Source organism: Photobacterium sp. 270122K (assembly GCF_059941365.1).
In genome coordinates this window covers 1-13,072 of the sequence record NZ_JBPOEN010000002.1, presented here as the reverse complement: position 1 = coordinate 13,072, position 13,072 = coordinate 1, and the positions used below count along the sequence as shown (strand labels likewise).

The following is a 13,072-nucleotide window of genomic DNA, read 5'->3' as shown; positions in this document are numbered from 1 at the left end:
AACGGAGTACGTAAAGAACTCGATCAAGCATAGCAGCTTGTTGATCGAGGCGATCCTCACTTTAAAGAAGACGTGCGTGAAATCCGTCGGGAGGGGGGAATTGGGCGTCGTGAATAAACAAGGTGACAAAAAATAAGCAAAAAAAAACGGCGCCCCTAAGGACACCGTCTCATTCAGTCTTTCAATACCGCAACAGGCTTATTTACCGCGGTTTTTCAGTGCAGACGTCAAGCGCTTACGCTGACGCGATTGAGAAAGACTCAATTTCTCTTTCTTCGCTTCAAACGGGTTTTCGCTGTTCTGGAACTGAATACGGATTGGTGTACCCATCATTTCCAGAGACTTACGGTAGTAGTTCATCAGGTAACGCTTGTATGAACCCGGAAGCTCATTCACCTGGTTACCGTGTACCACGATGATCGGTGGGTTATAACCACCGGCGTGCGCATATTTCAGTTTCACACGGCGACCATGGATCATTGGTGGCTGGTGATCGTCTTGCGCCATCTGCATGATACGCGTTAGCAACGAGGTGCTGATACGCTTAGTCGCAGACTGGTACGCTTCTTTCACTGATTCGTACAAGTGACCGACACCCGTACCGTGCAACGCAGAGATGAAGTGGATACGTGCAAAGTCGACGAAACCTAGACGACGATCCAGTTCAGATTTCACACGCTCTTTCACGTCGTTATCCAAACCATCCCACTTGTTCACGGCAATCACCAATGAACGGCCAGAGTTCAACGCAAAGCCCAATAGGCTAAGGTCTTGATCCGAAATGTTTTCGCGTGCATCAATGATCAGCAGTACCACGTTCGCATCTTCAACCGCTTTTAGCGTTTGAATCACAGAGAACTTCTCAACCGCTTGGTGCATGTTCTTACGACGACGGATACCCGCGGTATCGATCAACACGTACTCTTGACCATCACGTTCCATTGGAATGTAGATAGAGTCACGCGTGGTGCCCGGCATATCGTAAACCACCACACGCTCTTCACCGAGGATACGGTTAGTTAGCGTTGATTTACCCACGTTCGGACGACCGATAATCGCCAGTTTAATTGGCTGCTCTTGCAGACGTTTGTACGCCGCTTCTGCATCCGCTTCTGACAGGTTCGCTTTTTCGATGTCTTCAACAGACGTCAGATCTTCGATCTGCATCTCGCCGTCTTCACCTTCAACCGCTTTGTTCAGTGCATCAGAGAACGGTGCAAGTGCACGTTCCATCAATGCCGTCACACCACGGTTCTGTGAGGCTGCGATTTGGTACATCGCATCCACACCCAGGCTCCAGAACTCGGCACACGCACTGTCTGCATCGATACCGTCGATTTTGTTAACCACCAAGAAGGTTGGCTTTTCACGGCTGCGCAGGTGTTCAGCAATCGCAACATCCGATGATGTTAGACCGGCACGGCCATCCACCAAAAACAGTACAACGTCAGCTTCTTCGATCGCGGCCAGTGACTGCTCAGCCATCTTTGTTTCCACGCCTTCTTCGCTACCGTCGATACCGCCGGTATCGATCACGATGAATTCGTGCTCTTCTAGCTCAGCCTTACCGTATTTACGATCCCTTGTTAGGCCAGGAAAATCAGCTACCAGCGCATCCCTTGTACGGGTAAGACGGTTGAATAACGTCGATTTACCCACATTTGGGCGCCCAACTAGGGCAACAACAGGAATCATAAGTACCTCATACTTTTCATAGTCTTACTGACATATTTTCTATTCATTCTTGCCTCCAGCCATAGAATATTCTGGCCTTCACCCGACAATAATATTGCGAATAGATATAACAATAACGGCTCCTGACTGTATTTACAGCAGGAGCCGACAAATTAGAACGGTGCGTATTATACCGACAAATTACGGCATTTGCATTTTGTTAATCGAGCCATCACGCGTGATCACGACATAGCCATCGCCAACCACCAACGGAGGGACCGCAATGCCGCCCCCACCGATATCTTGCTGCGCGACAAAGTCACCGCTATACGGGTCAAGCCAATGCAGATAACCTTCATCATCCCCAACAACCACATAGCCATTGATGATAGACGGCGCACTCAGACGACGGTATTCCAACAATTTGTTGGCCCACAGCTCTGTCCCACTGCGCATATCCACAGCCACCACATGATCCTGATCGGTGATCAAGAACAGTTGGTTACCTTCAATGGCAAAGTCTGTCGCCGACGAGTAGCTGCGTTTCCATGCGGCTTGGCCTGTACGCAAATCGATGGAAACCAAGTTCCCATTATAGCCAATCGCATACAAACGCTCGCCATCAATCACTGGCGTTGCATCCACATCCACCAAACGATCAATCTCAGTCGCACCTTTCGGTGAACCAATCGGCTGCTGCCACAACATCTGACCGGAATTCATGAGTGCGCCAGCCAAACGGCCGTTCGCTTGTCCCCAGAATACCCCGCCAGAAATCGCAACAGGTGAGCTGTCACCACGTAGCGTCAGGGTCGGCACTTCACTGCCTAGCTGCCAACGGCTTTCACCGCTATCGGCATCCAGCGCTTGTAGCACACCACGACTGGTATTGACGACCACGAGGCCCTCATCCACCAGCGGACGTGACAGCACTTCCCCTTCCACTGCACTACGCCATACCGGCTCACCGGTTTCCGCATCCAGCGCAATCACTTCTGCATTTTCAGAGCCAATATACACTTTGCCGTAAGACAGCGTGATCCCACCTGACAAACGCGCAGGTATATCAGCATCTAAATCGCGCTCCCAAAGCAGTGCACCCGTCTCCGGATCCAACGCCTTAACGAGACCGTCACGATCCGCCACATACAGCTTGCCGTAGCCTAGAGCCGGACGCAGTTGCGAGAAGTACTGGCCAATGCCATCCCCCACACTGCTGCTCCAACTCTTAGCCGGGGCGAAAGTACTTTCAATCATCGGCACTGGGGCCATCTGATTGGTCTCTTCATCCCCTGCACAGCCCGCTAGCATGCCGGCGGCCAGCGCCAGCGCAATAGCTTGTTTTAACACCTTCTGCATACGCTTACGCCCTACCTTACTGTGCCAAGTCGTCTAGCTTCACTTGCAATGCAGGTGAGCCACCCAACTGCTGTGCGCTCACGTAGGCTTCACGTGCTGCAATCTTATCGCCTTTGTGCAACAAAATATCACCACGTAACTCGTCTACTTTCGCTTGCCAGCTTTCTGAGCCAACTTGATCCAGTTCAGCAAGGGCTTTATCGAAGTCTTGTTGCTGGGCATAAATACGCGCCAAGCGAGTTTTAGCAACAGGAAGAATCGCTGCGTCATCGGTATGGCTGATCGCCCAGCGCAATTGCTCTGCGGCCGCATCAAGATCGCCGTTTTGCACCTGTACTTTCGCCAACTGCAGTGACGCCAATACCGAATACTGGCTGCTTTCATGCGCCGCAATAAATGCCTGAACATCAGCAACACCTTTCGCATTGCCGCTTTCCAATACCGTGATCACTTGCGTGTACGCATTGGATGCCTGTTCCTTGGCTGACTGCACTTCAGACTGATAATAACGCCAGCCAGTCAGGCCACCCAGACCAATCACAGCACCGAGAACAACGGCTTTACCGTTTTCTTTCCACCAAGCTTTAATCTGTTCAACTTGCTGTTCTTCTGTGATATTGCCGTCCACTTCCTGTCCTCTCTTAAATCAATTCGGCCAGCTTTGCTGCCACTTCGTCTTGCGCCATGGTGATTTGCTCACCGCCGCGAAGATCTTTAACTACTACGGTTTGCTCAGCAATTTCATTTTCGCCAAGTACCAATGCCACTACCGCGCCGACATTGTCTGCACGTTTAAATTGTTTCTTGAAGTTACCGCCACCGAAGTGGTTCATCACACGTAGGCCCGGGGCGTCTTCACGTAGCTTCTCAGCCAGTTTCATGCCAGCCATCATGGTGCCTTCACCGGCAGTGACAATGTACACATCCACCGCACGACGTACGTCGGTCAGTTCCAGTGTTTCCATCATCAGTACCAAACGCTCTAGGCCCATCGCGAAACCAACCGCAGGGGTTGCTTTACCGCCAAGTTGTTCCACCAAGCCATCATAACGGCCACCGCCACAAACGGTACCTTGTGAACCCAAACTTTCGGTGATCCACTCAAAAACCGTGCGGTTATAATAATCTAAACCACGAACAAGGCGTTCATTTACTTGATATTCGATGCCAGCAGCGTCTAATAGTTCACACAAACCCGCAAAATGCGCCGTCGATTCTTCATCTAAGTACTCAGACAATTTCGGTGCATCGACCAAAATTTCCTGAACCGCTGCATTTTTGGTATCCAATACACGCAGTGGGTTGGTGTGCATACGACGTTTGCAGTCTTCATCAAGGATCTCGATGTGCTGCTCAAGGAACGCAACCAAGGCTTCACGGTATGTGGCACGCGCTTCCAGTGAACCGATAGAGTTCAGCTCAAGACGTACATGCTTATCAATACCCAATGTACGCCACATACGTGCCGTCATCATGATCAATTCTGCATCAACGTCAGGACCGTTCAGGCCAAATACTTCCACACCAAACTGGTGGAACTGACGGTAACGGCCTTTTTGTGGACGCTCATGACGGAACATTGGGCCGGTGTACCACAGGCGTTGTTCTTGATTGTACAGTAGACCGTTCTGGATACCGTTACGTACACAGCCCGCTGTGCCTTCAGGGCGCAGGGTTAGGCTGTCGCCGTTACGGTCTTCAAAGGTGTACATTTCCTTTTCAACTACATCCGTAACTTCACCGATTGCCCGACTAAACAAATGCGTTGATTCAACGATAGGCATACGTACTTCACTGTAACCGTATGCGCTGACTACTTGTTTAATGGTACCTTCCACTTTTTGCCATAGTGGAGATTGGGTTGGAAGGCAGTCGTTCATGCCTCGAATTGCTTGAATTTGTTTCGCCACGTTTATTCTCGTTAACCGATGGGGAATGGAGTTGAATATATAGGTTATAACGGCAATAGTGAACCACACCTATACATTACAGGTGTGATTCCCCACTATTTCGTTATTTTTCTGTCACATTGATGCGGTTGTTGACATCAAGGATAGAGGCTTTAGCGCGGATCTTCGCTTCGAGCTGATCAATCACGTTATCGTTATCAAAACGCTCTTTCTGACGAATGCCATCTTCATAGAAGGCACTTTTGCGGTTACCACCGGCAATGCCCAAATGGGACACTTCCGCTTCACCCGGACCGTTCACCACACAACCAATCACGGACACGTCCATTGGCAGGGTGATGTCTTCCAGACGTTGTTCCAGTTCATTCACCGTGCTAATCACATCGAACTCCTGACGGGAGCACGTTGGGCACGCAATGAAGTTGATACCACGAGAGCGAATACGCAGGGATTTCAGAATATCAAAACCGACTTTGATCTCTTCAACCGGATCCGCCGCTAATGATACACGCAGCGTGTCACCGATCCCCTCAGCCAATAGCATGCCAAGGCCGACGGCGGATTTCACCGCACCCGCACGAGCACCACCGGCTTCGGTGATCCCGAGGTGAAGCGGTTGCGCGATTTGACGTGCTAACTGACGGTAAGATTCCACCGCCAAGAACACATCAGACGCTTTCACACTGACTTTGAACTGATCGAAGTTCAAACGATCCAGAATATCAACATGGCGCATTGCCGATTCAACCAACGCCGCAGGCGTCGGTTCGCCGTATTTCTGCTGAATGTCTTTTTCTAGTGATCCGCCATTCACCCCGATACGGATCGGGATGTTTTTATCGCGGGCACAATCCACCACGGAGCGGATACGATCTTCACGACCAATATTGCCCGGGTTAATACGCAAACAGTCTACCCCGTATTCCGCCACTTGCAGCGCGATACGGTAATCAAAGTGGATATCGGCCACGAGCGGCACATTGACCTGCTGCTTGATCAGCTTGAAGGCTTCCGCCGCTTCCATCGTAGGGACAGATACACGCACAATATCCGCACCGACTTTTTCCAGTGCGTTGATCTGCGCGACCGTCGCCGCGACATCGGTCGTGCGGGTGTTGGTCATTGATTGCACAGCAATCGGCGCACCATCACCAATCGGCACATTCCCGACATAAATACGGGTCGATTGGCGACGTATAATTGGAGACTCGTTATGCATTACATTTACTCTGTTTACTGCGGCAGTTTCAATCGTGCCACTTTCCCAGCCGGATATCGGCTCAGATCAACGGGCTCGCCTTGATAACGCATTGTAACCACGCTAGGCGCACCCAGCACTACCTTGAATGGAGCATCGCCATCCAGTTTCAAAACATCACCGGCTTTTTTCACGCCGGTATCAAGGCGCTTACCTTTGGCGTCACGAATGTCAATCCAGCAGTCGCCGGTAAAGCTCATCTCTAAATCCGATGCGACAACCACAGGCTCCGCCGGTACCGGTGTTTCAGCCGTGCTCTCAGCGTCTGTCGCGTTCGCGTCAGGCGTGATCGCATCGTTGGTGGCATCGTCTTGTGCTACCTCGGTGAAACTGTCAACAAAGTCGGCTTTCGGAGCGTCATCTGCGCTCAGCGTCGGTGTCTCTGTTGCCACGTCTGTCGCAGGCGTGCTGATCACGGTCAGTTGCGCTTCCTGGGCCGGATTCAACGCCGTTAGCGTGGTTTCTGCCGTAACAGTTGGCGTTTGACCACCCGTGGCCAGAGATTCATCCAACGGCGGGTTTTGCGCAGTGACAGCAGCCGGGAGATCAGCGTCTGGTGTCATTTGCAGACTTTGCCACCACCACACACCGGTTAACCCAATAAACAGCACCGCTAACGCCCACGTCAGGCGCATAATGCGGCTATCGTGCGCTTCTCGTTTCGTTCGACGCGAGAAACTTTGCATTTCTTGTTCTTGCGGCTGAGCATGACCGTGTTGGTCAAGCTTGGCCAAAATAGTATTTTCGTCAAGACCGACAAATTTTGCATAGGAACGCACATAACCACGCGTAAACGTGGCCAGTTGCGCTTCTTCAAAATGGTTGTTTTCGATGTCATTGACAACCGACTGACGAAGTCTCAGGCGGCTAGCAACATCTTTCTGGGAATAGCCTAGCTTCTCACGAGCCTGACGCAGCATATCCCCGGGAAGATGACTATCTTCTGTTGATTTATCTTCGTTCTGTTCAGTATTCATTGGCTAGATAGTTTTGATATTGCTTAGAGTTCGGATACTGCTCTTGCAAAATGCCAGCATATTTATCAACCAAACTTTGACGGCCTGCTTGATGTTCCAGCTGGATTAACAGCCAAAGGCTGTCAGCCTTGTACCCAAATCTCTTGTTAAATTTAAACAGCCGTACGCGCGCATCTTTCAGGTTGTCTTCCTTGATGTCCAACTGCGACAACTGCAACATTGACATAGGTCGGTAAGGGTCGTAAGCCAGGGCTTTATCGAAGAACTCACGTGCTTTAGGTTCGCTGCCTTTCTTCAAACTACACAACGCCGCATTTTCATAACTGGCGGAGGTTAGATAGTAGTAAGGTTGGGCAATGGCCTTCTCAAACGCAGCAATGGCTTCATCATAACGTGCTTGGGCACATAAAAAGGTGCCGTAGTTATTTTGCACATCGCCGTTTTTCGGTGAGTCACGCAAGGCTTGCTTGTAGATCGCTTCTGCCTGTTCAGGCTCATCAACCTGTTGATAATAGTAGGCCATTGCGTTTTGTGCGCGATAATATTTTGGGGCGTACGTTAACGCGATCTCTAAATTATCCCGCGCGCGCTGCCACTGACCATTTTCAAGATAAGTCAACCCGAGTGAAATACGTGCTTCCGCCGCTTCGACTTTATCTACTTCTTCTTTCTTATTGCCAGCATGATCAACCGTTACACAGCCAATCATTAAACTACACAATAACGGGTACATCGTCCACCGTACCATTACAACCCCACACTGATATCCATATATATACCCAGTCCAACTCGGTTAAGTTGGACTGGGTGCGTCTGTATTAGACTGATTTTACCGGGATTTGTTCACCGTTTTGAAGCTTAGCTTGTGTTCGTTTCGTGCGGTCAATCACATCACCAACCAATTGTCCGCAAGCCGCATCGATATCATCACCGCGGGTCTTACGGATCGTGACCGTGTAATCATATTCCATCAAGGTTTTCATGAAACGGTCAATACGTGAGTTACTTGGCTTTTTGTATGGCGAGCCAGGGTATGGATTGAACGGGATCAAGTTGATCTTCGCTGGCGTATCTTTCAGCAGGACACCCAACTGACGCGCGTGTTCCATATCATCATTCACATGATCCAACAGCACGTATTCCACGGTCACACGGCCACGGTTTGCGTTAGATGAATCAATGTAGCGACGCACAGAAGACAAGAAGTCTTCAATGTTCCAACGGTTATTGATAGGCATGATTTGCGAACGCAATTCATCGGTCGGTGCGTGTAGCGAGATCGCCAATGCGACATCGATGTTGCCCGTCATCTGCTCCAAGCCTGATACCACACCCGATGTCGACACCGTCACACGGCGCTTCGATAGGCCAAAGCCCAAGTCATCCAGCATGATCTCCAGTGCTGGGATCAAGTTTTTCATGTTCAGCAACGGTTCACCCATGCCCATCATCACCACGTTGGTGATCGGACGGCGACCGGTTTCTTTTTCGATACCGATCTCTTTCGCTGCACGCCATACCTGACCGATAATTTCAGACACGCGCAGGTTTCGGTTGAAACCTTGCTGTGCGGTTGAACAGAACTTACATTCCAATGCACAACCTACCTGCGATGAGACACACAAAGTCGCACGGTCTTCATCAGGAATGTACACGGTTTCCACATCCTGATCGCCCACACGCATAGCCCATTTGATGGTGCCATCCGATGAGTGTTGCGCTTCAGAGACGTACGGTGCACGAATTTCCGCCACCGCTTTTAGCTTTTCACGTAATTTCTTGTTGATGTTCGTCATTTGATCGAAATCATCACAACCGAAATGGTAAATCCACTTCATTACCTGATCCGCACGGAACGCTTTTTCACCCAGTTCATCGGCAAAATACTGACGCAGCCCCTTGCGATCAAAATCCAGCAGATTCGTTTTAACAGTTGTCATCGGTTGTTGCCTCTATGTATTACGTGACGTGATCTGTGCCTTAGGTACACAGCCCATTTGGCTGCCTACGACAGGACCTTAAGCAATGAATACCACGCCACACCCGTGTGTGCTATTCAGTTTGGTTTTAAGGCGCGAAATTGTACAGGCTTTAGCTATCAGTTTCCACCTGTTCCCCGTCCCGTCCCCGCAACCACCTCGTGGGGAAAGCCAAACATGCCGAGCCGCGGGGACCAAGCATCACGTGAACTCCCACCCGATACAAACAAAAACGGGAAGCCAGCGCTTCCCGTTTTTTGATTCATTATGTTCAGCGTGCCCAATAAGGGGCATACCGATTTAGTCGCGAGGACAAATCTCGTCATCGGCAAAAAAGTAGGCGATTTCTCGCGCCGCCGATTCAGGGCTGTCTGCACCATGCACAGAGTTATGGCGCAAGCTCAACGCGAAATCAGCACGTAATGTGCCACAAGCCGCGTCTTCAGGATTCGTTTTTCCCATCAACTCACGGTAACGCACAACGGCATTGTCCCCTTCCAGGACCTGCACCATCACCGGGCCTGACGTCATGAACGCCACGAGGTCGTCATAGAAAGGTTTGCCTTCATGCTCGGCATAAAACCCCATGGCTTTATCCGCATCAAGATGGACCATTTTTGCGGCGATCACTTTTAAACCCGCGCTTTCAATACGCTGGTAGATAGCACCAATTAAATTACGCTTTACCGCATCCGGCTTCACAATTGAGAATGTCTTTTCGATCGTCATTATTATAGTTTCCTTTTGAATCTGGGAGTGATAACACCATGGCGAATTCCATTTGCGCACCGCTCCACCTAAACAAAATACAGTATCCTCTACTGACGTTCTTCCTTGTTCCAACTCCTTTTGACTTAACCGGTACCGCGCAGTATCACTGCGCGGTACCTTGAACGTACGTGATTAACCTAACAGCATTGCGGCAATGTGCGCAACGCCCAATCCTGTCGCACCGGCCGCCCAGCGACTGTCAGGACTTTCGCGGAAACAAGCCGCTAAATCGACGTGTAACCACTGGCTTTGCTGCGTATCGACAAACCGAGACAAGAACGCGGCGGCCGTCGAGGCGCCGGCACCCGCACCTTTCTGGCTACGGCTGTTCGCCGTATCGGCATAATGTGATGGCAGTTGCGACTGATGCCACGTTTCCAACGGCAAAGGCCAAGCGGGCTCATTGACCAAATCAGACAATGTTTGCGCCTTGAGTAGCATATTTTTATCCAAGCCGAACAAGGCGTTGTAATCTGTTCCTACCGCCATCATAGCAGCCCCTGTCAAGGTTGCCGCATCAATGATCACTGGCGCTTTCGTTTCCGTTGCCGCGATCAAACCATCCGCTAAAACTAAGCGCCCTTCTGCATCGGTATTGAGAATTTCGACCGTCTGGCCATTCTTATAGGTCAGGATATCACCGAGCTTGTAGGCATTCCCTGCAATCAGGTTTTCGGCACAACACAGGAACAATTTCACCCGTTGATCCAGCCCTTGTGCAATGGCATACCCCAAGGCGGCGGTCACGGTGGCCGCGCCACCCATGTCGCATTTCATGGCGGCCATGCCGGCACTTGGCTTAATGCTGTAACCGCCAGAATCAAAGGTGATCCCTTTGCCCACCAAACACGCGGCCACTGGCGCATCCGCTTGACCGGTCGGATTATAATCCAACACCAACATAACCGGTGGACGGCTGCTGCCGCGCCCCACGGTGTGCGTGCCGATCCAACCGTGTTCCAGCAGGGCATCACCCACGATGCATTCATGCGTGATCGTCTCGCCAGCAATCTCACTTAAAAACGCAATGGCTTCTTCTGCCAAACGTTCCGGATACATGTCTTCCGGTGTCGCATTGATGACCTTACGTACCCATTCGGCACTACGGTGACGGGCATTGAGTAACTCTAATTCGTCTTCATCAATCGACGCCCAGCGCAGGTTCACTGCCCCTTTCGGCGTCGCCAAACCACAATAGAACGCCCACTGACGCTCATAGCTCCAGCCTTCACCTTCCAGGCTGACATCACTTAACCCTTGTGCTTGCAGTTGTCTGCCCGCCTGTTGAATACGGCGTAATGGGTAGTCGCCGTGGTAATGAATCACCACGCCCTCTGCATCGTAAGCCAACAATGCATTCGGTCCCCAGATCCCTGTATGGGCCTCAGCCGATAATGTAATCCTTAACATCATTCTTCCTTTATAGGTAGCCCGTCACGCGGGCTACAGTCAATCATTCAAGAGGATCACTCTTCGTGATCACATAAAATATTGGCCAGCGTACGGACACCCATGCCCGTCGCCCCTGCCGACCATTTGTCGGTCGGGCCTTTGCGGTACGTACCGCTGGCGTCAATGTGCATCCAACCGGTCTGGTAATCATCCACAAAGTACGACAGGAAGGCGGCGGCGGTGCTGGCACCCGGCATAAACTCACCCTGCGAAATATTCGACAGATCAGCAAAATGCGATGGCATCATGCCACGGTGCTCTTCATCAAGAGGCAGTGGCCACAGGCCTTCGTTTTCTTCCTTCGCCGCTAACAAGGCTTTTTGTGCCAACGCCTGATCAAACGTAAACAGCGCGTGGTAATCGTTCCCCAACGCATTTTTTGCCGAGCCCGTCAGGGTGGCACAGTCGATGATCAATTCTGGCTGCTGGGCGCTGGCGTAAATCAAACCATCGGCCAATACCAAACGTCCTTCGGCATCGGTATTCAGCACTTCCACGGTTTTGCCGTTTTTGTACGTAATGATATCGCCCAGTTTCACCGCACGGCCTGACACCATGTTTTCAGCACAACATAGGATCAGCTTGATACGCTTGTTGGTGCCACGGGCAATGGCCAGCGCCAAGGCACCGGCAGCCAATGCCGCGCCACCCATGTCGGCTTTCATGGCAATCATGCCCGCAGAAGGCTTAATGCTGTAACCGCCCGAGTCAAAGGTGATCCCTTTGCCGACCAAACATGTGTGTACAGGCGCGTCCGGATTACCCGTAGGGTTGTAGTCCAAACGCAGCATCGCCGGTGAGCGCTCAGAGCCACGACCGACGGTATGAATGCCGTTCCAGCCTTCATCCAGAAGATCATTGCCTTTAACGATTTTGTACGTCACTTGTTCCGGCGCAAGGGCTTTGATCCACTCACCCGCGCGTGCGGCCAGTTGTGACGGACGCACAACGTCTGCTGACTGGTTGATCACTTCACGCACCCAGTTCGTCGCCATGATGCGCGCTTGCAGCTCGGCTTCGTCGAGATCGGACAACGCTGGCCACTCAACGGTATTGCCAGGTTTGCTATTGCGGTGTCCTTGAATGAAGGCCCAAATCACCTCAATCGTCCACCCTTCACCGCACAGGGCAACCTGCTTGATGCCTTGGCTGTCCAACTTGCGACCCGCACGCTGCACAGCAACCAGTGCATTATCGCCCGTCACGTGGATCACGGCGCCTTCTGGCTGGAAAGTGACGAGGGCATTGGCGCCCCACTGCGGGGCCGCCGCGTCGTGAGATAAAAGAACGTTCATTTTGATAGACATGCATTACTCCTTGAAAATCTATCCTTCAACCGTATCACGAAGAACAGAATACAACCCTCGCCTTGTGAGGCTGGGCGTTCGCATTAGGTAAGCCGTAACAACTCAATAGCATCATCGTTACGCCTGCTCCTCTTTGCTATGGGGGCAGAATCTCCTATTACAAGGCATGCACCGGCTCACAGGGTGATTTTCAGGGCGTTAAACCCATTTATCCCCCATTGGCACGGCGGGATGTTTCACTTTCGTCTAAAATATCAGCATTTTCTTTACTCTGCCTATGTCGATAAAAATACACAAGTTATTTACAATCAGAGTAAGAGCGAGATCAGATCGCAGTAAGACGATTGGTGATAATGAGACGGGGTAAGCGGGTAAGCGGGTAAGC

General features: G+C 51.2%; 11 protein-coding genes. All 11 read right to left on the bottom strand.

The annotated features are described in order from the left end of the window. Positions 1 to 198: 198 nt before the first annotated feature. The 11 genes from der to pepB (ACSF8W_RS03210) all read right to left on the bottom strand — a co-directional run bounded on the left by der (position 199) and on the right by pepB (ACSF8W_RS03210) (position 12,687). Positions 199 to 1,695, bottom strand: a complete 1,497-nt coding sequence (gene der / locus ACSF8W_RS03260) for a ribosome biogenesis GTPase Der (RefSeq protein WP_428476578.1) — start codon at positions 1,693 to 1,695, stop codon at positions 199 to 201. A 180-nt stretch (positions 1,696 to 1,875) separates the two neighbouring features. Further along, entirely contained in the window at positions 1,876 to 3,033 is a 1,158-nt protein-coding gene (bamB, locus tag ACSF8W_RS03255) for an outer membrane protein assembly factor BamB (RefSeq protein WP_500845029.1), read from the bottom strand. Positions 3,034 to 3,049: 16 nt separating this feature from the next. After that, positions 3,050 to 3,661 (bottom strand): YfgM family protein, encoded by a 612-nt coding sequence (locus tag ACSF8W_RS03250; RefSeq protein ID WP_500845027.1) that lies wholly within the window; start codon positions 3,659 to 3,661, stop codon positions 3,050 to 3,052. Positions 3,662 to 3,674: 13 nt separating this feature from the next. Continuing rightward, entirely contained in the window at positions 3,675 to 4,943 is a 1,269-nt protein-coding gene (gene hisS / locus ACSF8W_RS03245; RefSeq protein ID WP_428476575.1) for a histidine--tRNA ligase, read from the bottom strand. A 103-nt stretch (positions 4,944 to 5,046) separates the two neighbouring features. Beyond that, the gene (ispG, locus tag ACSF8W_RS03240; RefSeq protein ID WP_500845024.1) at positions 5,047 to 6,162 is read right to left on the bottom strand and encodes a flavodoxin-dependent (E)-4-hydroxy-3-methylbut-2-enyl-diphosphate synthase; all 1,116 of its coding nucleotides are present in this window, start codon (positions 6,160 to 6,162) and stop codon (positions 5,047 to 5,049) included. A 14-nt stretch (positions 6,163 to 6,176) separates the two neighbouring features. Continuing rightward, positions 6,177 to 7,178 (bottom strand): cytoskeleton protein RodZ, encoded by a 1,002-nt coding sequence (gene rodZ, locus ACSF8W_RS03235; RefSeq protein ID WP_500845023.1) that lies wholly within the window; start codon positions 7,176 to 7,178, stop codon positions 6,177 to 6,179. Then, positions 7,168 to 7,926 (bottom strand): type IV pilus biogenesis/stability protein PilW, encoded by a 759-nt coding sequence (pilW, locus tag ACSF8W_RS03230; RefSeq protein WP_500845021.1) that lies wholly within the window; start codon positions 7,924 to 7,926, stop codon positions 7,168 to 7,170. Before pilW ends, rodZ begins: the two co-directional genes overlap by 11 nt. Positions 7,927 to 7,996: 70 nt before the next feature. Continuing rightward, positions 7,997 to 9,118, bottom strand: a complete 1,122-nt coding sequence (gene rlmN / locus ACSF8W_RS03225) for a dual-specificity RNA methyltransferase RlmN (protein ID WP_500845019.1) — start codon at positions 9,116 to 9,118, stop codon at positions 7,997 to 7,999. 339 nt (positions 9,119 to 9,457) lie between these two features. Continuing rightward, complete coding sequence (gene ndk / locus ACSF8W_RS03220) at positions 9,458 to 9,886, bottom strand: nucleoside-diphosphate kinase (protein ID WP_500845017.1); 429 nt, start codon at positions 9,884 to 9,886, stop codon at positions 9,458 to 9,460. A 174-nt stretch (positions 9,887 to 10,060) separates the two neighbouring features. Further along, positions 10,061 to 11,338 carry an aminopeptidase PepB gene (pepB, locus tag ACSF8W_RS03215; protein WP_500845016.1) on the bottom strand — a complete coding sequence of 426 codons (1,278 nt, stop codon included), beginning with the start codon at positions 11,336 to 11,338 and terminating at the stop codon, positions 10,061 to 10,063. A 56-nt stretch (positions 11,339 to 11,394) separates the two neighbouring features. Further along, positions 11,395 to 12,687, bottom strand: coding sequence for an aminopeptidase PepB (gene pepB / locus ACSF8W_RS03210; RefSeq protein WP_500845014.1), 1,293 nt, complete (start codon positions 12,685 to 12,687; stop codon positions 11,395 to 11,397). Positions 12,688 to 13,072 lie beyond the last annotated feature (385 nt).